General features: G+C 41.7%; 23 protein-coding genes. 17 read left to right on the forward strand and 6 right to left on the reverse strand.

Features of this window, described 5'->3' with window-relative positions:
* Positions 1-249: 249 nt before the first annotated feature.
* The 4 genes from H9Y05_RS15270 to H9Y05_RS15285 form a co-directional block, all read right to left on the reverse strand.
* On the reverse strand, positions 250-1701 hold the full coding sequence (locus H9Y05_RS15270; protein ID WP_163492995.1) for a glyceraldehyde-3-phosphate dehydrogenase: 1452 nt from the start codon (positions 1699-1701) through the stop codon (positions 250-252).
* 79 nt (positions 1702-1780) lie between these two features.
* Positions 1781-2647 carry a sigma-70 family RNA polymerase sigma factor gene (locus H9Y05_RS15275; RefSeq protein ID WP_163492994.1) on the reverse strand — a complete coding sequence of 289 codons (867 nt, stop codon included), beginning with the start codon at positions 2645-2647 and terminating at the stop codon, positions 1781-1783.
* Positions 2648-2782: 135 nt separating this feature from the next.
* Positions 2783-4249: a Do family serine endopeptidase gene (locus H9Y05_RS15280; RefSeq protein WP_163492993.1), complete on the reverse strand. Its 1467-nt coding sequence runs from the start codon at positions 4247-4249 to the stop codon at positions 2783-2785.
* A 136-nt stretch (positions 4250-4385) separates the two neighbouring features.
* Positions 4386-5006 carry an HPP family protein gene (locus tag H9Y05_RS15285; protein WP_216714779.1) on the reverse strand — a complete coding sequence of 207 codons (621 nt, stop codon included), beginning with the start codon at positions 5004-5006 and terminating at the stop codon, positions 4386-4388.
* Positions 5007-5103: 97 nt separating this feature from the next.
* On the opposite strand from H9Y05_RS15285, the gene H9Y05_RS15290 reads away from it, so the two are divergent.
* The 3 genes from H9Y05_RS15290 to H9Y05_RS15300 all read left to right on the forward strand — a co-directional run bounded on the left by H9Y05_RS15290 (position 5104) and on the right by H9Y05_RS15300 (position 8882).
* Positions 5104-5367 carry a hypothetical protein gene (locus H9Y05_RS15290; RefSeq protein ID WP_163492991.1) on the forward strand — a complete coding sequence of 88 codons (264 nt, stop codon included), beginning with the start codon at positions 5104-5106 and terminating at the stop codon, positions 5365-5367.
* 20 nt (positions 5368-5387) lie between these two features.
* On the forward strand, positions 5388-5795 hold the full coding sequence (locus H9Y05_RS15295) for a hypothetical protein (protein ID WP_216714780.1): 408 nt from the start codon (positions 5388-5390) through the stop codon (positions 5793-5795).
* A gap of 84 nt (positions 5796-5879) precedes the next feature.
* Complete coding sequence (locus H9Y05_RS15300; RefSeq protein WP_216714781.1) at positions 5880-8882, forward strand: GH92 family glycosyl hydrolase; 3003 nt, start codon at positions 5880-5882, stop codon at positions 8880-8882.
* A gap of 3 nt (positions 8883-8885) precedes the next feature.
* On the opposite strand, the gene rlmH is transcribed toward H9Y05_RS15300, so the two are convergent.
* A complete protein-coding gene (gene rlmH / locus H9Y05_RS15305) occupies positions 8886-9359 on the reverse strand; it encodes a 23S rRNA (pseudouridine(1915)-N(3))-methyltransferase RlmH (protein WP_163492988.1) in 474 nt (157 codons plus the stop codon).
* 100 nt (positions 9360-9459) lie between these two features.
* Here rlmH and H9Y05_RS15310 point away from each other — a divergent pair, with 100 nt between their 5' ends.
* Positions 9460-9933 carry a hypothetical protein gene (locus H9Y05_RS15310; protein ID WP_163492987.1) on the forward strand — a complete coding sequence of 158 codons (474 nt, stop codon included), beginning with the start codon at positions 9460-9462 and terminating at the stop codon, positions 9931-9933.
* 4 nt (positions 9934-9937) lie between these two features.
* On the opposite strand, the gene yidD is transcribed toward H9Y05_RS15310, so the two are convergent.
* Complete coding sequence (gene yidD, locus H9Y05_RS15315; RefSeq protein WP_163492986.1) at positions 9938-10177, reverse strand: membrane protein insertion efficiency factor YidD; 240 nt, start codon at positions 10175-10177, stop codon at positions 9938-9940.
* Between the two features lie 161 nt (positions 10178-10338).
* On the opposite strand from yidD, the gene H9Y05_RS15320 reads away from it, so the two are divergent.
* The 13 genes from H9Y05_RS15320 to msrB all read left to right on the forward strand — a co-directional run bounded on the left by H9Y05_RS15320 (position 10339) and on the right by msrB (position 24524).
* Complete coding sequence (locus H9Y05_RS15320; RefSeq protein WP_163492985.1) at positions 10339-11274, forward strand: ribose-phosphate pyrophosphokinase; 936 nt, start codon at positions 10339-10341, stop codon at positions 11272-11274.
* Between the two features lie 12 nt (positions 11275-11286).
* A complete protein-coding gene (locus tag H9Y05_RS15325; protein ID WP_163492984.1) occupies positions 11287-11868 on the forward strand; it encodes a 50S ribosomal protein L25 in 582 nt (193 codons plus the stop codon).
* Between the two features lie 129 nt (positions 11869-11997).
* On the forward strand, positions 11998-16356 hold the full coding sequence (dnaE, locus tag H9Y05_RS15330; protein ID WP_163492983.1) for a DNA polymerase III subunit alpha: 4359 nt from the start codon (positions 11998-12000) through the stop codon (positions 16354-16356).
* A 78-nt stretch (positions 16357-16434) separates the two neighbouring features.
* Positions 16435-17595 (forward strand): HU domain-containing protein, encoded by a 1161-nt coding sequence (locus tag H9Y05_RS15335; protein ID WP_163492982.1) that lies wholly within the window; start codon positions 16435-16437, stop codon positions 17593-17595.
* A 16-nt stretch (positions 17596-17611) separates the two neighbouring features.
* A complete protein-coding gene (locus H9Y05_RS15340) occupies positions 17612-18088 on the forward strand; it encodes a DUF6495 family protein (protein WP_163492981.1) in 477 nt (158 codons plus the stop codon).
* A gap of 19 nt (positions 18089-18107) precedes the next feature.
* Positions 18108-18953, forward strand: coding sequence for a DUF2911 domain-containing protein (locus H9Y05_RS15345; protein WP_163492980.1), 846 nt, complete (start codon positions 18108-18110; stop codon positions 18951-18953).
* A 59-nt stretch (positions 18954-19012) separates the two neighbouring features.
* Positions 19013-19627 carry a suppressor of fused domain protein gene (locus H9Y05_RS15350; protein ID WP_216714782.1) on the forward strand — a complete coding sequence of 205 codons (615 nt, stop codon included), beginning with the start codon at positions 19013-19015 and terminating at the stop codon, positions 19625-19627.
* Between the two features lie 112 nt (positions 19628-19739).
* Entirely contained in the window at positions 19740-21143 is a 1404-nt protein-coding gene (locus tag H9Y05_RS15355) for an alpha/beta hydrolase family protein (protein WP_216714783.1), read from the forward strand.
* A 120-nt stretch (positions 21144-21263) separates the two neighbouring features.
* Entirely contained in the window at positions 21264-22736 is a 1473-nt protein-coding gene (gene guaB / locus H9Y05_RS15360; protein ID WP_163492977.1) for an IMP dehydrogenase, read from the forward strand.
* A gap of 79 nt (positions 22737-22815) precedes the next feature.
* Positions 22816-23115 (forward strand): YbaB/EbfC family nucleoid-associated protein, encoded by a 300-nt coding sequence (locus H9Y05_RS15365; protein WP_163492976.1) that lies wholly within the window; start codon positions 22816-22818, stop codon positions 23113-23115.
* Positions 23112-23675, forward strand: a complete 564-nt coding sequence (locus H9Y05_RS15370) for a 5-formyltetrahydrofolate cyclo-ligase (protein WP_163492975.1) — start codon at positions 23112-23114, stop codon at positions 23673-23675. Before H9Y05_RS15365 ends, H9Y05_RS15370 begins: the two co-directional genes overlap by 4 nt.
* A gap of 83 nt (positions 23676-23758) precedes the next feature.
* Positions 23759-24142, forward strand: coding sequence for a hypothetical protein (locus tag H9Y05_RS15375; protein ID WP_163492974.1), 384 nt, complete (start codon positions 23759-23761; stop codon positions 24140-24142).
* A 4-nt stretch (positions 24143-24146) separates the two neighbouring features.
* Positions 24147-24524: a peptide-methionine (R)-S-oxide reductase MsrB gene (msrB, locus tag H9Y05_RS15380; RefSeq protein WP_216714784.1), complete on the forward strand. Its 378-nt coding sequence runs from the start codon at positions 24147-24149 to the stop codon at positions 24522-24524.
* Positions 24525-24601 lie beyond the last annotated feature (77 nt).

Below are 24601 nucleotides of genomic sequence, written 5' to 3' on the forward strand. Positions count from 1 at the left end.
ACCTCGTTCGGCCCTTAGCGGACGGCAAAGATAGACCCTTATTTCTTATCCGCAATGACTTTTTTAAAGTTTTTTTAATTTTATTTTAATTCAATACGCCAAATCACTGATTAACTTATCGTTATTAATACACCACAACTATTGAAAATATAACAGCCCCCCTATAAAAACAGGTAAAACATACAATAGACAAACGAAAAGCCCCGGGAGATTTTGCCCGGGGCTTCCTATCTATTTTTATTATATCTATTAATAATAAATGTTTCTTCTCACCTTCGCTACGTATTTCGCCAGGCGGATTACTTGTTTTGTATAACCAAACTCGTTATCATACCAGGCGTAAAGAACTACGTTCTTTCCATCATTTGATACAATTGTCGCATGTGAATCATATACGGAACAACAGGTATTCCCGATGATATCACTTGAAACCATTTCCGGATCGTATGAATAGAAGATCTGATTTACCAATTCTCCCTCCAATGATGCTTGTCTAACTACTGAGTTAATTTCATCAATCGAAGTATTCTTATTTAATTCCAAGCTTAAAATTGCCAATGAACCATTCGGTGTTGGTACACGCACTGCGTTTGCGGTCAATTTGTCTTTCAATTCCGGAATTACTTTCGTAACGGCACTTCCTGCACCTGTTGATGTAATGACCATGTTAACTGCTGCAGAACGACCTCTTCTTGGCTTTTTATGCATATTGTCCAATAAATTCTGGTCATTTGTATAGGCATGAACAGTTTCAATGTGTCCTTTTACAATTCCATACTCGTCATTGATTACTTTCAGAATCGGGGAAATTGCATTGGTTGTACATGAAGCAGCAGAATAAATCGTTTCGCTTTCTACATTTAATGTATCCTGGTTGATTCCGTATACAATGTTCGGAATTTCTTTTCCGGGTGCCGTCAAAATTACTTTTGAGACTCCTTTCGCTTGTAAGTGACGGCTCAATGCCTCACGGTTTGTAAATACTCCCGTGTTATCAATAATCAACGCATTGTTGATTCCATACGCTGTATAATCTACATCTTCCGGATTGTTTGCATTGATCATCTTCACGATTTGCCCGTTGATGATGATTGCTTCATTTTCAACATCTGCTTTTACCGTTCCTTTGTATGCTCCGTGAACGGAATCATTTCTCAATAAAGATGCACGTTTAATAATGTCTTCCGGAGAATTTCCTCGTGTCACAATCGCACGCAATCTCAATTGCTGCCCCTTCCCTGCTTGTTTAATCAATTCACGCGCAGCCAAACGTCCGATACGTCCAAATCCGTACAACACAACATCTCTTGGTGCAATTCCTTTTCCGCTTCCTAATTCAAACCCTGTTAATTTCGCATTCAGGAAGTCTGCTTTAGACGCATAATTGCTTTGCTCCTCCAACCACTCACTTGCTAATTTTCCGATATCTAATTTAGCAGGAGCCAAATCCATTTTCAATAATTCTTCAGCCAATTGGGAAGTTGTAAAGACATCAATTGATTTGTTCACTACATTTCTGGCATATTCATGTAGGTTCAAAATTTCAGAAAGCGTTACATCTGTCAAATGATTTCTGAACAAAACTAACTCTACTCCTTTTTCATACAGGAGTTCACCAACTTTACTTGATAATTTAACGGCAGCACGTTCTCTCTCTACGTGTGATTTCAACTCGGTTTCATAACCCAAAGAAGCTTCCATTTTTACATTAAATTTTTAATTGATTATTGATTTGACTATAAAACAAAAAAACTACCCACAAATGCAGGTAGTTCTTCCATTATCCTAAATATGATTTAAGCAACTTATTGCGCGACGTGTGTCTTAACCTTCGGATTGCTTTTTCTTTAATCTGCCTTACACGCTCACGAGTGAGGCTAAATTTCGCGCCGATTTCTTCCAGCGTCAATCCGTGATTCATTCCGATTCCGAAGAACAAGCGGATGATTTCACGCTCTTTATCTGTCAGTGTACTCAACGAGCGTTCGATTTCCTTTTGCAGCGACTCTGCCATCAACTGGTGGTCTGCTTTCGGAGAATCCGTGTTTGCCATTACGTCCATTAGCGTTCCTCCGTCTTCAGAAGTAGACAACGGCGCATCCATCGACACGTGTCGTCCGGATACATTCAATGATTCCTTGATTTTATCTTCAGGAACTTCCAAAGCCTCTGCTAATTCCTCAGCAGACGGCGGTCGCTCATACTCCTGCTCTAAGCGTGAAAAAGCTTTATTAATTTTGTTTAATGACCCTACCTGGTTCAATGGCAAACGCACAATACGCGCTTGCTCTGCCAACGCCTGCAGAATCGATTGACGAATCCACCAAACGGCGTAGGAGATGAATTTGAATCCACGTGTTTCATCGAATTTCTGAGCTGCTTTGATCAGTCCTAAGTTCCCTTCATTGATCAGATCGGGCAACGTCAGACCTTGATTTTGATACTGTTTAGCAACGGATACAACAAAACGAAGATTGGCTCTGGTTAATTTTTCAAGGGCTCTCTGGTCTCCTTGCTTGATACGTCTGGCCAATTCTACTTCTTCTTCTGCTGTGATCAGTTCCTCTTTACCGATATCCTGCAAGTATTTGTCTAATGACTGTGACTCGCGATTGGTAATCGACTTGGTAATTTTAAGCTGTCTCATCTACTGTAAACCTCCTTTTTTGAGTGTTATTTTTAGAAAATTGGATGCAAAGTTACGACGAAATTATCCTATAATCAAAAAAATGTTGATAATTATTTCGGGCACATAACTTTATCAAAAACCATACCTAAATGGCTACAATCCAAATCCCACATACTCTTTTCTCCCGCTTTCCGTCAGGATTTCCAGCAACACCCCTGTGTTACCTGTATTTAACTTTGTCGTTAACTGTTCAACACTTTTCACCACTTCATTATTCATCTTGGTGATTACCATCCCCTCTTTCAATCCCAACGCCTGGAGTTTGCCGGCTGTCAGCGACTTGATTTTCACACCATACTCTGTGTTGAGTTCTTTCTTCTCCTTGGCCGTCAATTCTGCAAACGTGGCTCCTAAGGCTACATTTTTGTTCACTTCTTCTTTGGATACCAGTTTTGTTTCTCCCGCGCTGTTTCTCAGGATCACATCCAGCAACTCCTCGTTTCCGTTCTTTTTGCGGATTGTCAGCACAACTTTATCTCCGGGACGTCCTTTCCCGATCTCTTCCTGCAGCGAAGCGGACGAATTTACTTCTTTCGATCCGACTTTAAGGATAACATCTCCTTCTTTCAATCCTGCTTTTTCGGCACTTCCTCCTTCAACAACGCCTCCAACAAATACTCCTTTCAGGTTCGGAAGGTTATTTTTCTCTTTGATTTCCTGGTTGATATCCGAAATCTGAACACCAAGGTATCCGCGCTGAACGACTCCGTAATCGATCAAATCACTCATTACTTTCCGCACCAGGTTGACAGGCACTGCAAATGAATACCCTGCATAGCTTCCTGTTTGTGACGCAATAGCTGTGTTAATTCCGACCAGCTCACCTCTTGTATTCACTAAGGCTCCTCCACTATTTCCCGGGTTTACAGCCGCATCAGTCTGGATAAACGATTCGATCGGTACAATTTCCCGCTTATTTCTGTCGGCCAGCAAATTGATATTTCTCGCTTTAGCAGAAACAATCCCTGCTGTAACAGTAGATGTCAGGTTAAACGGATTCCCAACCGCCAACACCCATTCTCCTACACGGATGTCATCACTGTTTCCGAGTGGAATCGGATTTAAGTTTTTTGCTTCTACTTTCAATACGGCAATATCTGTCGAAGGATCTGATCCGACTATTTTTGCTACGTACTTGGAATTATCATTCAAAATAACTTCGATTTCACTCGCATTTTCAATCACGTGGTTGTTGGTAACAATATAGCCATCAGCCGAGACGATAACCCCCGATCCCGAACCTGAACCGTATTGCTTGAACTCCCTTCCTCCGGCACCCGGCCCGTAGAAAAACTCCTGGAACGGATCGCGTTGAAAGGTTGTATGCACCACCTTCGTTGTGACATGGACAACTGAGTTAATTGAATTTTCAGAAGCTTCTATAAAATCTGTCGGTGTTGCAGAAGGCATAAAACTTGTTCTGTGTGCGGGAACAGTTGAAAATGATTGATATTGATCTGTATGACCGGATATTGATCCTCCGTTGAACAATAAAAACGCTCCCAATGGAAGCAAACCTCCCAAAAATCCCATTCCGATTAATTTCCAATTATTATTCATGATACATGTATTTTTTAGTTTGATTTTTTTCAGCTACAATTATAACGCCAACAGATAAAAAAAGCACATTCTGTCAGTGTTAAAGATTGTTAAGTCAGCATTCTACCCAAAAATACGAAATCTTTCTGTCCTTTCTTTATTTTCTTCTGAGTTTGTTCATCTGCTGCTTTGCCGGAGACACCACCCATCTGATACTTCGCGAAAAGCGACCATCTGTCGGGTATTTACGCTGACTTGTCATGTTATTAAAAATCAATGCGATGATCAGAAGGATCAATACCCCGGAAAAAACAGGAGAGAGCACATAAAAGTACCCCAGTTCTTTTATTTTTTCTGATCCGATCACAGCAATCAGCGCTGTAGCTCCTCCGGGAGGGTGCAGTGTTTTCGTATACTGCATCACGACAATAGACAGCGATACGGCCAACGGAGCTGTCAGCCAGATCAGCTCCGGAAGCAACTTATAAACAGTCACACCAATCACCGCACTGATCAGATGCCCGCCAATCAGGTTCCTTGGTTGTGCAAGCGGACTTTGAATAGCGCCATAGACCAATACACTTGTTGCCCCGAACGAACCAATCAGAAAAATATTCTCCAGCTCAGTGAGGTATAAACTCTGAATAAATGCAATGACACCGATGCCGATAAACGACCCCAGGAACGACCAGAATTGTTCTTTATAATCTACAAGTGTTTCTTTGTAAACAACGTATTTACTGATTCGATACCCCCTTTTTAATTGCTGCTTTATCATGTTACGACTCAAAATGCAAATATACAATTCATCCAGGCATTCAAATAGTAGTTGTTTTACAACATTTTTCTTATTTTTGAGAAAATAAACAACCCCTATGGAGCAAATACAACAACCACAGGAAGGGATTACCCTCTGGCAAAAAGTTAAAATCATACTCGGAACGGCACTTGCCATTTTTATTATTATTCTGATCGTTCAGAACTGGAATACAATTGAACTGAATCTTGTATTCAGAACCTTCAGTACTCCACTTCCGGTCATTATTCTGATTTGTTTAGTGACAGGATATATCTGGGGAACATTTTCTGCGTACAGGAAAAACAGAAGACGCAACAACGAACGCATGAATAACAATTAATTAAACGGTCACGGAATCGAATGAAATCTCCAAACAGAACGTGGATTTATTTAGGAATCGGGGCTGTATTAATTCTTCTGTTTCTTGTTTACCGATATGGTTTCCCGGAACGGTATCTGAACATCAGTACACAAACGGCAGTTATTGATTTATCCATCCCCAACAAAGTTATTTTACTTGAAAAACATCCGGATCAGAAAACCATTACACAACTGGAGCTTCGGATTACAGGGAAATTATCTGACAATATTACACTTCATTTAAGCCGGGATGCTGTCAACTCGTCAACTTCCATCCGGTTAAAAAACGGAAAGTTAGACACTTCATTTTTAACCAAATGGTCGCAAGACAATGCATATATTATAATCGAAAATCCGGATCGTTCCAACAGTCAGCTGGAAGTTGATTACCAGTTCATTTCCGAATAATTGAAAAAAAATATAGCTTTGCACCCTACTTTGAAATCAAACGCTCTCTGCTACCCTGTATAATTTTAATTTTAAATGACTATCATGAAGTATTATTGTCTGTTGTTATCTGTTTTACTTGGATCATTAGCCTTGTCGCAGGATAAATTGACCACCCCAAAAAGGAATACACTCCGGCTGGAAAAAGCAGATCAGGCAACTGACTACAAAAAGGACCGGTACCTACTGAATTATGTCAATCCGTTTATCGGAACCGGAGGACACGGACATACCTATCCGGGGGCAAGCGCTCCTTTCGGAATGATGCAATTGAGTCCTGACACCCGTTACCAGGGATGGGACGGTTGCTCCGGCTATCACTACTCCGATTCAATCATTTACGGATTCAGTCACTCACATTTAAGTGGTACAGGAGTAGAAGACTATTGCGACCTGTTGATCGTTCCGCAAACAGGAGAACCGAAAACAATTCCTGGTTACCTCAATCCGGAAAAAGGAGGTTACGGTGCTACTTTTTCACACCAGAAGGAAAAAGCAAGTCCCGGGTACTATACTGTGGAGTTAGACAATGGTATCAAAGCAGAATTAACAACAACCCAGCGTTCCGGAATACACCGGTATACATTTCCAAAGGATGGTCAGAAACGGTCAATCTTAATTGATTTAACACATAGAGATAAATTGTTGAAATATGGTATACAAGAACTCTCCAAAAGAGAAATTTCCGGTGTACGCATTTCTTCCTCCTGGGCGAAAGAACAGCATTTGTACTTTTTTATAGTTACTTCCACAGATGCTATTCGTTCGCAACTCATCGATGATGGTGCGAAATTACTCCTGGAATTTCCTGAAACCATTGAAACACTTGAACTGCGTGTCGGAATTTCCGCAGTAGATGAAAAAGGTGCACAAGAGAACCTGATGAAAGAACTAACAGAAGACCAAACGTTTGAATCGGTAAAAAAGGCCACGGAAGATCTTTGGTTAAAAGAATTGTCAGCAGTCATCATCGACACAACTGATAAAAACCAGGCAACGAACTTTTACACAGCGCTGTATCATTCCTACCTCGCTCCGAATTTGTTTAGTGATGTAGATGGAAGGTATCGTGGATTGGATGGAAAAATTCATCAAAGTAACAACAACGCCAATCAATACACTGTTTTTTCATTGTGGGACACGTACAGGGCAACACACCCCTGGTATACCCTATTCCAAAAGGAACGCACTTATGATTTCATCACGACATTTGAGAATCAGTTTTTGCACAGCGGTGATTTACCGGTATGGGAACTGGCAGGAAATGAAACACATTGCATGATCGGTTACCATTCGGCTTCGGTCATTGCCGATGCGTATGTAAAAGGATTGAAGCAAATAGATGTCCCGCTGTTCATTCACGGACTGGAAACAACTGCCAACCTGGATGAATTCGGGAAAACAGATTTCAATAACCAGGGTTTTATCAATTGCAAAAAAGAACCTGAGTCCGTTTCTAAAACACTGGAATACGCTTATGATTCCTATTGTATCTATACCTTCTTATCCGCTGCAAAACAAGAAGGATTTACGGTAAAGGATAGTTTAATAAATATCTTCTACAAACGGGCATTCAACTTTATCAATAGTTTTGACCCTCAGACAGGCTTCATGCGCCCACGTCATGGTGGAATCTGGCATTCACCGTTTAAACCGGAAGAAGTAAATTTCCATTTTACGGAGGCGAACAGCTGGCAATATTCCTTGTACGCTCCCCATGCAATTCCTGTTCTCTCACAGCTATTGGGCGGACCGGAAGGTCTCAAAAAATGGTTAGACAATTTGTTCTCAGCAAGTTCCAAACTGGCAGGAAATGCACAGGCAGATATCACAGGATTGATCGGTCAATATGCACATGGAAATGAACCATCCCACCACATCGCATATTTGTACAACTATACAGGTTCACCGGAAAAAACAGCTGTAATTGTCGATTCGATTCTCTATCATTACTATCACAATACCCCGGATGGCCTTTCCGGAAATGAAGATTGCGGGCAAATGTCTTCCTGGTTTGTCTTTAGTTCACTGGGATTGTACCCGGTATCTCCCGGAACAGGAATATATGATTTCGGACGTCCGTTGTTCAAATCCGCAGAATTGCGTCTTGAAAACAACAAAAAAATACGTATCACTGCCGTTAATAATTCAAAAAACAATAAATATATTCAGGAAATAAAGGTCGACGGAAAAACATATAAAAAACGTTACATTACGCAAAAAGAACTGGAAGGCTGCAAATCCATTGAGTTCACAATGGGGCCGTATCCGTCTGCCGAATACCGTACTTATGCAGTGGCACCAAGCATGGATTCACTACCGGCATCATTTGTTGCGGTTCCCTACTTCACCAATCAAAGCACCAGTTTTGAGAAACAAACATCTATCGGGATCAGCAGTGCAGGAAAAGGACTTACATTTTATTACACACTTGACGGAAGTACACCATCCAATCAATCAAAAAAGTACAAAAAGCCTTTTACAATCAAGCACGCAACAACAGTCAAAGCAATTGCGTACAATCCTGAAACGAAACAGTACAGCGAAGTTATCTCAAATGATTTCCGTCCGAAACCGGAAGGAATCAGCCTGGTTTTAAAATCAGTTTACCAGCAGCAATATGCTGCTTCAGGAGATGGGGCACTGATTGACGGCTTGTTCGGAACTCATGAATTCAGAAGTGGTGACTGGCAGGGATTTTACAATATGGATGTAGCCGGAACGGTGACTTTTCAAAAAGGAAAGACGTTCAACAAAATAGGACTTTCCGCCCTGCAAAGTACACGTTCCTGGATTTTCCCTCCGAAATCGGTGGCATTTACACTCGTATATGAAGACGGAACCACGGAAACAGTAACCATTGACCTGGAAGAACATCCGAAAGCAGGTAACAGTCCTGAAAAGCCAATTCGTTTTGAGCACCAACCCAATCAGAAACCGGTTAAATCGATTCAATTTAATGCGGTCAATTACGGTGTAAATCCGGAATGGCATGTCAGCCCCGGATATCCGACCTATATCTTTCTGGATGAACTTTATTTTGAATAACAGTTACTCATGATGGTACGGTTCACCTTTCAAAATGGTAAAGGCGCGGTATAATTGCTCAAAGAAGATCATCCGAATCATCTGATGTGAAAAGGTCATGGAAGAAAGACTGATCTTTCCATTTGCACGCGCATATAACTCGTCGGAAAAGCCGTATGCACCGCCGACGATAAATGTCACTCCTTTGATTCCGCTAATGTTTTTACGCTCCAGAAAAGCCGAGAAGTCGATAGACGAATACTGCTTTCCACGCTCGTCCAACAAAATTAATTCATCTCCCTGGGGAATCTTTGACAGGAATAATTGCCCCTCTTCTTTTTTGACTTGCTCCTTTGTTAATTTACGGGCATTTTTAAGATCCGGAAGCTCAATTCGATCCATCTTTATGTAATGTTTCAACCGGTTCAGATACTCCTCCTCCCCTTCTTCAAGAAATTTCTTTCCTGTTTTCCCGATGCACAAAAATGTTATTTTCATTCTTGCAAAGAAACAATTTTTCGGGAAAAACACCCTCAGAATGTTTCACAGAATCAACCGTATATTTTTATTATTTTTGTTTCCATATATACATTCAACTATGAAATTGTCATGTTATTTCCTGCTGGTTACCGGCATCTGTATTCTCGCTTCCTGTTCTCTGAACGCTGATCAGGAAACGGCCTTAAATCAACATGTATCAAGGTATTTAAAGGCGAAGAATGGTTGCATGGTCGTTGGTTTAGTAGGATTTACACATCCTGATTACATCCGGGAGTTGAAACAGCAGGGAGACAGTGTGCTGTTAAAAAAAATGGATTGTTCTGAATCGTATCAACAGGGAATAAAATACACCGATCCCACACTTAGAAGAACACAAACATCCGATGATACAATCCACGTTTACTATGAACTGGATGTTGAAAAAGGAACGGATGGCACAAAGCAAAGAAGAGCAGAAGGAGTATATGCCATCTCAGAGGACGACGGAAAAACCTGGTTCTTTTTGTCCAAGGAGGTATACCAGGACAAACAGGTGTGTCCATCCTTTCACCGCTTGCTGTCCCCTCAATAATGCACTATTCTTTTTTCGGAACGGGATCATGTCCACATCCTCCCCATGGATGGCATCTGGAGATTCGCCGGACTCCCAGCCAGGTCCCCTTCAAAGGTCCCCACACCTGGATCGCTTCAATCATATAAGAAGAACATGTTGGGGTATAGCGGCAACTCCGGGGTAAAATAGGACTGATGACCCACTGGTAAATTTTCACCAATAAAATCAATGGAAAACTGAGTACCTTCTTCACCACATTCATAGGTCAAAGGTACATTAAATCTTCCTGAAAGTATGCGAATTTTAGCCGGATGAATGAATAAATCGCAGTTCTTGTCAACGCAGATCACAGAAAAATCGACGGTCATTCATAAATACAATAAAAAAATCACTACATTTGCACCCTCAATCCGAGTTAAAGTTATGTCGTTTGGTGTTAAAATTTTCGCAGGAAGAGCTTCACAAGTATTAGCAGAAAAAGTAGCTAAAGCTTATGGAATACCTCTTGGTGATGTTAAAGTTGCAGACTTCAGTGATGGTGAATTTCAACCTTCATTTGAGGAAACTGTTCGAGGAATGGATGTGTTTATTATTCAATCGACGATGCCACCGGCAGACAACCTGTTGGAATTACTGTTGATGATTGACGCTGCCAAACGCGCATCTGCCCGAAAAATCATCGCGATCTGTCCGTATTTCGGGTATGCCCGTCAGGATCGAAAAGACAAACCAAGAGTTGCTATTGGTGCAAAATTAGTTGCCAATATGCTGATGGCGGCAGGTGTCGACCGAATCATGACCATGGACTTACATGCAGACCAGATTCAGGGCTTTTTTGAAGTTCCGGTAGACCACCTGTACGGATCGACTATTTTCTACCCGGAAATGGAACGTCTGAACAACGGAAATCTGATCATGGCGGCACCGGACGCAGGAGGAGCAAAACGAGCAAATTCCTACGCCAAGAAACTGAATACCGGGCTGGCAATTTGTCACAAGCAACGCAAACAAGCAAATGAAATAGCTGAAATGACAGTGATCGGAGATGTAGCAGGAAAAGACGTTATCCTGGTTGACGACATGTGCGACACAGCCGGCACCTTGACAAAAGCAGCTGATTTGTTCATTGAAAAAGGAGCAAAATCAGTACGTGCATTTTGTACACACGCAGTACTTTCAGGTCCTGCATATGAACGCATTGAGCAGTCTAATTTAACGGAGTTAATCGTTACAGACACTATTCCGTTAAAAAAACAAAGCAGTAAGATTCGGGTCATGTCCGTTTCAGATTTATTTGGTGATGTCATCAAGAAATTGGTGAATAACGAATCAATCAGTTCACATTTTGTAATATCTTAAAATAAATAATAAATGAAAACAGCACAATTGAGCGGTTCGTCAAGAACGAACGTAGGGAAAAAGGACGCTGCGACTCTTAGAAGAGAAGGTCGCGTTCCTGCAGTGCTTTACGGTACAGGTGAGCAAACTCACTTTTCTGTAAAAGCGATTGACATTGAGAAAATCGTTTTTTCTCCTGATGTTTACAAAATTGAATTGAACATTGATGGAAAAAAAGCAGAGGCAATCATTCGTGAATTGCAACAACATCCAACAAAAGACACAGTTCAGCACGTTGACTTCCTGGAAGTAACAGATAAGAAACCAATCAAAATTGGTTTACCTGTTCGTTTGGAAGGAAGCTCAAGAGGTGTAATGGCCGGAGGTAAATTGTTGCAGGTATTCAGAAAACTGAATGTTGTTGGTCTGGCGAAAGACCTTCCTGAAGCAATCGTTCTGAACATTGCTCCGTTGAGAATCGGTCACGCGATCCGTATCAAAGATGTTCAATTGCCAGGGGTAACCGTTTTAGACCCGGCAAATGCAGTTATTGTTTCTGTGAAAAGAGCTCGTGGATCAGTTGATGATTCAGGAGATGACGACGAGGAAGCATAAAAAATTGATAATCATCAGAAGTCCCCGGCCAGTTTTGACCGGGGATTTTTTGTTGATAATGATTCGTAACTATTAAAAGTTACTGCCTAAAAAATCACTATCTTTAAAGTCTGCAAAATTCACACTCCTATGTACATCATATTTGACACAGAAACAACAGGTTTACCAAGGGATTGGAATGCTCCGATAACGGACACGGACAACTGGCCGAGAGTTGTCCAGATCGCGTGGCAATTGCACGACGATATGGGGCGGCTCATTGAAAACAAAGATTACCTCATTCGTCCTGACGGATTTGACATCCCGTATGACGCGGAACGCATTCACGGAATTTCAACGGAATTAGCAGAAAAATACGGTGAATCACTGGCTACGGTACTTGCCGAATTCAATATCGCACTTAGCAAAGCTAAATTTGTAGTCGGACAAAACATCGGGTTTGACATCAATGTCCTGGGTTGTGAATTTGTTCGTTTCAACACCCCTACTCCAATGACAACAATGGCAGTGCTGGATACCTGTACCGAAACAACTGCCGAACTTTGTAAACTACCGGGCGGTAGAGGTGGACGTTACAAACTTCCAACACTGACTGAACTTCATAAGCATTTATTCGGAGAAGCATTCGGAGAAGCCCATAATGCTACAGCCGATGTGGAAGCAACGACCCGCTGTTTCTTTGAATTGATCCGCACAGAAGTATTTACAGAGGAAGAATTGCAACAAGGTGGTTCTTACATTGAAAACTTCAAAGCATTCAATCCGAAACCGATTGGGTTCATCGGACTAAAGCACCTGAATTTAAAAGCAGAGAGTGAAAAACTCAAAGCAAAGGACGATACCTCCATTTCGAAAGAAACATTAGAGGAAAACAGGAAACGACTGGCCAATGTTCAGTTCGCACACCTGCATAACCATACACAATTTACCGTTCTGCAATCTACGATCAAAGTAGCGTCACTGGTAAAAAAAGCAGCAGAATACAGAATGCCCGCAGTCGCATTAACGGATAACGGGAATATGATGGCTGCTTTTCATTTTGAAAAGGAAGTATCAACATACAATAAGAAAATCAAAGAACTTCAGAAAGAAGCTGAAGAAAAAGGAGAATCCTTCGATGGGCAGGAAATCAAACCAATCATCGGATGTGAATTTAACGTCTGTAAGGATTTACGATCACGGTCGGGACAAGACAACGGTTACCAAATCGTTATTCTTGCCAAAAACAGAAACGGGTATCAAAACCTGATCAAACTCGCTTCCATAGCTTATACGGAAGGATTTTACTATGTTCCCAGGATTGATAAAGAAGAAATCATCAAATACAAAGAGGACCTGATTGTTTTGACCGGAAACCTTTACGGAGAAGTCCCGAACATGATCCTCAACCTGGGAGAGAAACAAGCCGAAGAAGCACTGATATGGTGGAAAGAGCAATTCGGAGAAGATGTATACATTGAGATCATGCGACACGGACAAGAAGACGAAAATCGTGTCAATGAAACGCTCATCCGGTTTTCGCAAGCGCATGGTGTAAAATTAGTGGCCACTAATAATACGTTCTATACTTCCCGGGAAGAAGCGGAAGCACATGACGTTCTGTTGTGCGTGAAAGACTCCTCTTTGGTAAGCACTCCGAAAGGACGCGGGCGCGGATTTCGTTTCGGACTTGAAAATGAAGAATATTATTTCAAGTCGCAGGAAGAAATGAAAGAACTATTCCTGGATTTACCGGAAGCGATCGAATCCGTTGAAGAAATCATTGATAAATGCGAAGCATACGGACTGGCACGCGACGTACTCCTTCCTGCATTTGAAATTCCCGAAGAATTTCAGGACCCGCGGGACAAAGAAGATGGCGGAAAACGTGGAGAAAACAATTACCTGCGCCACCTGACATACGAAGGAGCCAAAAAACGCTACGAGGAAATTACGGATGAGATCAAAGAACGATTGGATTTTGAGCTGGCAACCATTGAACGTACCGGTTACCCCGGTTACTTCCTGATTGTACAGGATTTTTGTCAGGCAGCAAGAGACATGGGCGTTTCCGTCGGTCCCGGAAGGGGATCGGCAGCAGGATCTGCGGTTGCTTATTGTACAGGAATTACCAACGTAGACCCGATCAAATACGATTTACTTTTTGAGCGTTTTCTGAACCCGGACCGGATCTCCATGCCCGATATTGATATTGACTTCGATGATGAAGGGCGTGGGGATGTGATCAACTGGGTAATCGACAAATACGGTTCCAACCAGGTTGCACAAATCATCACATACGGTACAATGGCGGCGAAATCTTCCATCCGTGATACGGCGCGGGTGATGGATTTACCTTTGAACGAAGCCGACCGGATCGCCAAACTGATTCCCGACACCTCATTGTCCAATATTTTTAGTCTGGACGACAATACACTGGCTGCCAAACTAAAAAACAATTCCGAAGCGATTGCAAAAGCGAAAGAACTGAAATTACTGGCTTCAGGACAGGGACTACAGGCAGAAGTTATCAAACAGGCCCGCCAGTTGGAAGGTTCTGTCCGCAATACGGGAATTCATGCCTGCGGTGTGATTATTACACCCGACGACATTACCAATTTCGTCCCGGTAGCATTGGCCAAAGATTCATCCATGTGGTGTACGCAGTTCGATAACTCCGTTGCTGAATCGGCAGGCTTGCTGAAAATGGACTTTTTGGGACTGAAAACCCTGACCCTTATTAAAGATGCTGTTCGTAATGTCAAATTACGGCACGACATAGACCTCGATCCGGACAACTTCCCGATCGACGATGAAAAAACGTACGAACTATTCCAGCGAGGTGAAACCGTCGGGATTTTCCAGTACGAATCTGCCGGAATGCAGAAATACATGCGGGAGCTGAAACCAACCGTCTTTGCGGATTTGATTGCCATGAATGCGCTGTATAGACCGGGACCACTGGAATACATTCCCTCTTTCATTCGCAGAAAACACGGAGAAGAACCGATCATTTATGACCTGGATGATTGTGAAGAATACCTGAAAGAAACCTATGGTATTACCGTTTACCAGGAACAGGTAATGCTTCTTTCCCAAAAACTGGCAGATTTTACGAAGGGTGAAGCCGATACCCTGCGGAAAGCAATGGGAAAAAAGCAAAAAGACGTCCTCGACAAAATGAAACCGAAATTTGTGGAACAAGCCATGAAAAAGGGGCATGCCGAAGACAAATTGGAAAAAATCTGGAAAGACTGGGAAGCATTTGCTTCCTACGCCTTCAACAAATCGCACTCCACCTGCTATGCATGGGTTGCTTACCAAACAGCCTATCTGAAAGCAAATTACCCGGCAGAATACATGGCGTCTGTTCTCTCCAACAACATGAACGATATCAAATCTGTTTCATTTTTCATGGAAGAATGTAAGCGAATGGGAATCAATGTACTGGGGCCTGATGTAAATGAATCGCACATGAAGTTTACAGTGAACAAAACAGGAGATATTCGTTTCGGGATGGGGGCGATTAAAGGACTGGGATCAGGGCCTGTTGGTGCGATTATAAAAGAACGGGATGAAAACGGTGGGTTCAAGTCGATTTTCGATTTTGCGAAGCGCGTCGGCTCAAAAGATTGCAATAAAAAAGCATATGAAGGTTTGATTCTCGGAGGAGGATTCGACTCATTTAAAAATATACACCGGGCTCAGTATTTCAGAGAAGATTCCAATAAACGAACATTTCTTGAGAACCTGTTGAAATTCGGAGCAAGCTATAAAGATGAAGAAAATTCCGCACAGGTATCACTCTTCGGTGGAGAATCCGGCGTAGAAATGCCGGAACCTGAAATTCCGAAATGTGAAGAATGGGGAAGCTGGCAAAAGCTGACAAAAGAAAAAGAAGTCGTAGGAATCTATATCTCGGGACATCCACTGGATGATTACAAACTGGAGTTGACATCCTTTTGCAACGGAACAGTTGAAATGATCGCCAATCTGGAAGAGCACATGGGTAAAGAAATTACCATCGGATGTGTGATTTCGGAAGCAGAACACCGCTTTACCAGTAAGGGAGAACCATTCGGAACGATCACACTGGAAGATTACACACATTCTTCCAAGCTATTTTTGTGGAGAGAAAACTATTTGAAATTCAAACATTTTCTGACAACCAATATGTTTGTTGCCGTCAAAGGGAAAATTGAAATTCCACCGCGACGAAGCCAGGCAGAATTTACCATTCACACCATTGAATTGTTGCAGAATCTGCGTGAGAAAAAAGTAAACGCGATCAACTTAAAAATTCCTGCACGTTCACTGGAACAACGACTGATTTCAGATCTGAATAAGTTATTCCTGGAAAATGAAGGAGCATGCGCTGTTAATTTCCTGGTGTACGACTCTGTAGATGAAGTAGAGGTTAGCCTCGCTTCTAAAAGTGTAAAAATAGAAGTAAACAATAATGTCATTAAAACATTGGAGGCCTTGAACGTCAGCTACAGCCTGAAATAAGTTGCCGGTCGACGCGAAATTTCGATGCGTTGCGTTGGCAGATAACTGATTTTATTTATTTTTGTAATCATGGTAAAAGTGGATGAAATAATTGGAAGTTTATTGCTCCGTCACAATTGTGTGATCATTCCCGGATTCGGAGGCTTTGTCGCAAAACAAGCTTCTGCCCAGATTGATTACAAAAGCGGTGTTATTTCACCTCCGAGAAAATCTCTTTTATTCAATCGCCAGCTGATCAGTAATGACGGGTTACTGGTTTCTGAATTTGCACTTCGCAATCAAACCTCTTATGATGAAGCATTGGACAGTGTCCGGCAGATGATCGGCAACTGGAATGTGGAACTCAGTTCCGGAAACCGGGTTTCCATCGATAAAGTAGGATTTTTATTTTTTGACCAGGAACGTAACATCTGTTTTGAGCAAGATCGTGAATTTAACCTGTTGCTTTCTTCCTACGGGTTGGGCAGCGTTCACTTCCTGACAGAATCAGATGTAGCGATCGCTCAGCACAAGATTGAAGTCATGGAGCAATCCCTGATCACAGAAGAAAAACCAACCCTTGTGGTGGAAATACCTGAGATCAAGCCAATCGTTGCGGAACAAATTACACATCTCTCCCCTGCACAACCAGAAGAAGAAAAACACATTGTGGTTGTTCCTAAGAAATCTAATTTCTGGAAATACGCAGCTGCTGCATGTGCGATTCCTGTGATCTTTTATTCCTTATGGATTCCTATGAAAACGGATGTATTGGAATCAAAAATGATTTCTTTCCAGGATTTTAATCCGTTTCACAAGCAAGAACAAGCTACCTATACACAGCAATCGGTAGAGAAAAAAATCACAAAGAAAGGGGAACAACAACAATCATTGGAAACACAGTTGGAAGCTGTTGAATCAAATGAAGATACATATTCATACAACCTGACCAATGAGACGTACGTGCTCGTAAATATTGAGAAAAAACAGGAAGTAGAAAATTCCGTTGAAAATACTTCTCAGCCGACGTACACTTCTGCTGCAGGTACGATGAGTTATATTGTCGGATGTTTTTCAGATGAGATCAATGCCCAAAACCTGGTGAATGATCTAAGAAAAAAGGGATTCAACGCTTCAATCAAAGATCGGAAAGCGGGGTTGAGCAGAGTATCCATCGGCTCTGCAAATTCCCAGGAAGAACTGAACCAACTGATGGCAAAATCCACTGCTTTGGGGCTCACCGGCTGGGTCTTAAAATAAGAATCTTTCTGAACGCATGAAATTTAGATGTTTAACCAACGAAGAACTTACGGTTCTCGAAGATGATTTAAAAGCGTTCCTGATTGTCAACGGAATTGACGGAGATGAATGGGCTAAAATCAATCAAAATGAACCCGAAAAGGCCATGAAGCTGGTTGAAATATTTTCCGACAGCGTGCTTCAGATTGCCTACAGCAACATTCATTATGTAGAATACCGTTCTCCGAAAACATGTATTGTTTTCCATTGCGGAGATACCGACACGGAGATTATCTCACTACAGTTGAATGAAACAGCGCCAGCAGATTTGTCAACCCCTGAGTCGATTCACCACGCATTGGTGAATCATGCAGGTGAAATCCAGTTTATCCGGCAGTCCAAACCCAATAACAAGACCCGGGAAGAAGAAATTCATCAATTACTTGATCAGGGATGCGTTCCCTCCAGTAAAGAATTTTGGGTATCTTTGGAAGCTGTAACACATCAGAATTAATCAATACAAAATAAATACAATGAAAAGAATTGCAATTGCAGCCATTTTAACGGCATCTTTCGGAGCAAATGCTCAAATTAAAACTCCTGCGTTGAGTCCGCTTGGAGAAGTTGAACAGACCGTTGGACTTACGGAAATTGACATTGAATATTCCAGACCGAGTAAAAGAGGTCGTACAGTTTTTACAGACATCGTACCATATGGAGAAGTATGGAGAGCCGGAGCCAATAAAAATACAACAATTGTTACCGATGACCATTTGGTATTCGGTAAAGACACATTGAAAGCGGGAAGCTATGCTATTTTTATAAAACCGGAAGCTGCAAAATGGACAGTTTATTTCTACGCAAATACAGAAAACTGGGGAACTCCGGAAAAATGGGATGACAAACTGGTTGCCGTGAAGGTAGAAGCTCCTGTTCAATCAGGAAATGTAGTGGAAACATTTACAATCGGATTTGATAAAGTAGAAATTGACGGAGCTCACCTGACATTTGCATGGGACAAAACACATGTCAGTGTGCCATTCAAAGTGATCAACGGGCCGAAAGTAGAAGCCAGCATCAAAGCGACATTGTCAGGTAAACCAACTGCAGGTGACTACTACAGAGCAGCTGATTATTATGTAAATTCAAACGGAGACATGAAACAAGCATTGGAATGGATGAACAAATCCATTGAATTGAGCGGTGAGAATGTTCCGTTCTATTTCCTGCGCAAGAAAGCATTGATTCAGGCAAACCTGAAAGATTTCAAAGGAGCAATTGAAACAGCGAAATTGTCATCGGAAGCTGCCAAAAAAGCCAACAATGAAGAATACGTAAAAATGAACGAAGCTTCCATCAAAGAGTGGAGTAAAAAATAACGACTTTATACACAATAGAAAGGGATTCGGTACCGGATCCCTTTTTTTAACGGTTTGACATGACACAATTATACGACGCATTAGCACAACGATTTGGTGAACACCGGATTTCTATGATTCCCGTAGGAGATGATGAACTTCCGTTGATCGCGCTCGACCTCGAATCCCGTTCTCCGATCACTGTTATTTGCACCAATGGCTTGTCTGACTATAAAATGCCTGTTCCTGAAAAATTAGCAGAAAGAGCGCACAATGAGATCTGTTTTTGTCTCCCGAGTTACTGGGAATGGGAAGATTTGGAAAATCCGAACATGAACTGGATTTTTCCATGGATTCAGAAACTCGCAAAGCATGTGACGGAAAAAGAAACCTGGTTCGGTCACGGACATACCATCCCAACCGGAAAAGACCTAACCCCGCTCTCCCCTACCATGAGACAAAACAACCTGATTCTGCTCGATCCGATGCTGCTTGAAAATGAACTTGCCCCCATTCGTGTTGGGGAAAAAGAAGTTCATTTTCTAACCATTGTTCCTATTTTTTCCGACGAAATGGATTTCAAGCAGGCGAAAGGAACATTTAAGCTGCTACAACGACTTTCGAATAAAGGAGTGAATGAAATTCTGGACGATTTCAGAACAACTTCACTGCGAAGCAAATGGCGGATTTTTTAATTCATTTCCTGCTGTTAATACAAGAACAGAGCGGATTTTACACTGTCGGATCGTGAGAATATACACTAAACATGTGTGTATTTTTAGTATCTTTAGCAAAAAAACATTTCAAATGAAAAGATCCGTTTTCCTGCTTACAACCGTTCTGACATTTCTGTTGATCACATCTGTTGTTACTGCTCAATCCAACCCGTTTACCGGTAGTTGGCTGGGGACAATAACTACTTCCGGACTACAATTGAGAATCGCTTTTCATATTTCCGAACAGGAAGGAATCATCATCACGAAAATGGACAGTCCCGATCAGAATTCATTTGGGAATGCCGCACATAAAACCACCGTTTCAGGAAATCACATTACCATTGACTTACCCTTAATGGGAGCCAAATATGACGGAACACTAGAAAACGACAGTATCAAAGGAACATTCTACCAAGGGGGGAATGAAATCCCCTTGAAAATGGGAAAATTCGAAGGTCAGTTATCCCCTCCTAAACGTAGTCAGGTTCCACAGGCACCATTTCCTTACAAAGAAAAGGAAGTTACCATAAAAACAACCGATCCGAAAGTAAAATTGTCCGGTACATTGACAACACCGACAGGAAAGGAACCATTTCCCGCAGTAATTCTTATTTCAGGAAGCGGTCCGCAAGATCGGAACGAAGAATTAATGGGACACAAACCATTTCATGTATTAGCGGACCACCTCTCCAGAAACGGAATTGCGGTATTGCGCTACGATGACCGGGGAGTAGGGAAATCTACGGGTGAATTCAACAAAGCTACAAGCATAGATTTTGCAACAGACGCAGAGGCTGCGTGGAAATTTTTACACAAACAAAAAGGAATCGATAAAACAAAAGTGGGCATCATCGGCCACAGTGAAGGAGGATTAATCGCTCCGATTGTTGCATCAGCAAATAAACATGTGGGATTCATTATCCTGATGGCCGGGCCAAGCGTTCCCGGAGGAATTATTATTCCCGATCAGCAGGAATTAATCATGCGGGCCTCAGGTACAGATGAAGAAGAAATCCGACAGCAAACAGCATTAACGCAACTCATCATTAATTACATCTTTCAACACGCCGCGTCAACTTCATTGCAACAGGATTTGACAACTCAAATAGAGGGATGGATCAAAGAATTGAATTTTCCGGTTCCGAAAAGTTCTTCACCTAAAAATTTTGCACGCCAGACAGCCTATACTTATACAAGTGACTGGATGAAAACCTTTATCATCACATCTCCGGCCGATTTCATGAAAGACGTTACATGTCCTGTGCTGGCACTCTTCGGAGAAAACGACCTGCAGGTTTCCGTACGTGCCAATATGGAACCAATGCAGCAGTTACTACATTCTCACAAAGGAAGTAGTGTTCACACATTTCCCAAACTCAATCACTTGTTTCAGACTTCTGAAACCGGTGCTCCTTCGGAGTATTTACTGATTGAAGAAACACTCTCTCCTGCATTTATGGAATACGTGAGCAACTGGATTTTGAATCTGAAGTAAACCGTTTTATTTAACAAGTATATAACACGATTTACCTGCAAAAAAATAAAAACACATGGTGTAAAAACAACTTTTTATGCTTACATTTGCAAGAATTTTATTGTAAAAAATAGGTTCACAATGTCACTTTCAAACGTTCTTAACATCCAGGAAGGCTTAACTTACGACGATGTTCTTTTAGTACCAGCCTACTCAGAAGTATTACCCAGAGATGTTCAGTTAAAAAGTAAATTCACACGCAACATAGAAGTATTTTCACCGGTTGTTTCCGCAGCCATGGATACAGTAACAGAATCTCAGTTAGCAATTGCAATTGCCCAGCAGGGAGGAATTGGTGTCATCCATAAAAACATGACCATCGAAGCTCAGGCGCTGGAAGTCCGCAAAGTAAAACGTTCAGAAAGCGGAATGATTCTGGATCCGGTTACTTTGAGTGAAAAATGCACGGTTGGTGATGCACTCGATTTGATGAAAGAATTTAAAATCGGAGGAATTCCTGTTGTAGATGACAATGGTCTGTTAAAAGGAATTGTTACCAACAGAGATTTGCGATTTGAAAAACAAACTGCCCGCCCGATCACAGAAGTGATGACCAGTCAGAACCTGGTCACAATCAAGGACGGAACGGATTTAATTACAGCGGAAGGCATTCTTCAGGAAAATAAAATTGAAAAGCTGCCGGTTGTCGATGCAAATAATAAATTGATCGGACTCATCACGTACCGCGACATTATAAAAGTAAAAACACACCCGAATTCATGCAAAGACTCATTCGGAAGATTACGGGTTGCCGCAGCTGTAGGAGTAACACACGATACAATTGACCGCGTTGCTGCCTTGTACGAGGCTGGTGTTGACGCCATTGTCATTGACACTGCACACGGACACACAAAAGGAGTTATTGACAAATTAAAAGAAGTAAAATCCCGCTTTCCAAAACTGGATGTGATTGTTGGAAACATTGCTACACCTGAAGCAGCAAAATACCTCGCGGAAGCAGGTGCCGACGCCGTAAAAGTAGGAATCGGGCCAGGATCGATCTGTACAACACGCATCATTGCCGGAGTCGGTGTTCCTCAATTATCTGCTGTGAACGATGTTGCAATGGCACTGGAAGGAACAGGAGTACCGGTGATTGCAGACGGAGGAATTCGTTACACGGGAGATATTGTAAAAGCAATTGCTGCCGGAGCCGATACAGTTATGGTCGGATCCATGTTGGCCGGAGTGGAAGAGTCTCCGGGAGAAACAATCATTTTTGAAGGAAGAAAATTCAAGTCATACCGTGGAATGGGATCATTGGAAGCCATGCAAAAAGGTTCGAAGGATCGTTATTTCCAGGATGCCGAAGACGACATCAAAAAACTTGTTCCGGAAGGAATTTCAGGAAGAGTTCCTTACAAAGGAAATCTATACGAAGTAATGCACCAGATCATTGGTGGATTAAGAGCTGGAATGGGATATTGCGGGGCTCCGACAATCGACCAACTCAAAGGTGCTAAATTTGTTCGCATTACCAGTGCGGGAATGCGTGAATCACACCCACACAATGTAACAATCAGCCGGGAAGCACCAAATTACAGTATCAGATAATCGTACAATTTTGAATACGGAATTTTGTCTAATCACTGTCATTCAAAATTCCGTATTCAATATTCAAAATTAAAACAGCATGTTTGGATCAGGAATGATGGATAAACTCAATGCAATGAAAGGTCTTGCAGAAGAGAGTAAAAAACGACTGGATACAATTAGTGTCGAGGGAGAAGCCGGAGGCGGATTGATGCGTATTGAGTTAACCGGTAACCGGAATTTTAAATCAATTAGTATCAACGCAGACCATACGCAAATGTCCAAAGAAGACCTCGAAGATTTATTCAGCGTGGCGTTAGAGCGTGCATTGGAAAATGCAAATAAAATCAATGAGCAGGAAGTAATGAGTTCCGCAAGGAATATGTTCCCGGGACTATGACCAAAGCTGAGTGCAGAAAACTATATACCGAAAAAAGAAAACAACTTTCAGCCGTTGAAATTGAACATCTGTCGGGAGTCATACTGGATACCTTACTGAAAACTGTTGATTTCAATGGCAAAACCATCAGTGTATTTCTCCCCATCCGGGAAAAACGAGAAATTGATACCTATCCGATTCTGGATAAGCGCCACGAACTCAATTATCGCGTTGCATTACCTGTAGCGGATTTTCAAGCCAATAACATGTTCCATTACCTGTATGAAAATCCGGAACAGCTTGTTGTAAGCGAGTATGGAATCCCGGAACCTGTCAGGGGTACACTTGTTTCTGCGGAAGAAATAGATATTGTACTCGTCCCGCTTCTTTGCTTTGACAAGAAAGGCTATCGCGTGGGATACGGAAAAGGATTTTATGATCGTTTTCTCTCCACCTGCCGCCCTGACTGTCTCTTTGTCGGCCTTTCTTTTTTTGAAGGGATTGATGCAATAGAAGATATTTTCCGGGATGATGTCCCTCTTAATCTTGTTATAACTCCATACCAGATTTGTCATGTCTGATTAACAGTTTTTAATGCCCTAAGAACTTGTTGTATTTTATTTTTTTATATTATTGTGATAGTATTTACTAAATTGTCTATAATATGAAAATGAAATTTTTATCTGTGTTTGCTTTAACTGCAATGTTTGCTGTTAGCTGTGGTTCAAAAAGTGAAGAGCCTGTAGTAGAAGAAAAAATAGAAGACGTTACAGAAACCATTGAAGATAAAACCGGAGAGGTTGTAGAGCAAGTAGAAGAAAAAGTAGAAGAAGTCAAAACAGATGCTAAGAAAACGACTTCTAATAGCGGAAAAACGGAAACAAAAGCTCCAAGCCCATTTGAAAATTCAGGAAAAACGCTTGATAATTCTACAAAAACGGTTGACAATTCTGCAAAACAGAACTATAATAAGGTAAAAGAAGAAATAAAAGATGGCGGAGAAGTAATTAGCGGCGAAGAAAAAACCGTTACCGGAAAGAAAAAATAATCCAATGCAAAAGAAAAAACCAGAACATTCGCATTATACCACTGAACAGGTCTATGTTCTTTTGGAAAAGGGTACAGAACGTCCTTTCTCTGGAAAATACAACGATTTCTATGAAGAAGGAACGTATCAGTGTTCCGGATGTGGAGCTCTTTTGTTCACCAGTGAACAAAAATTCCAATCCGGGTGCGGATGGCCGAGTTTTGATGATGCAATCCCCGGTACGATTGATGAAACTCCCGATTATACGCATGGTATGATTCGTACCGAAATTACCTGTAAAAATTGCGGGGGCCACCTGGGACACGTATTCAACGACGGGCCGACAGCTACCGGCTTGAGGTATTGCGCCAATTCGGTTTCTCTTCATTTCGAAAAAAAATAAACGAGACATCTTTAAACTACTTGAAAACAAAGGATTTACTCCCTATTGTTTTCAGGTAGTTTTTTGTTTTAACACTT

Source organism: Taishania pollutisoli (assembly GCF_014518315.1).
Classification (GTDB): Bacteria; Bacteroidota; Bacteroidia; order Flavobacteriales_D; family Crocinitomicaceae; genus Taishania; species Taishania pollutisoli.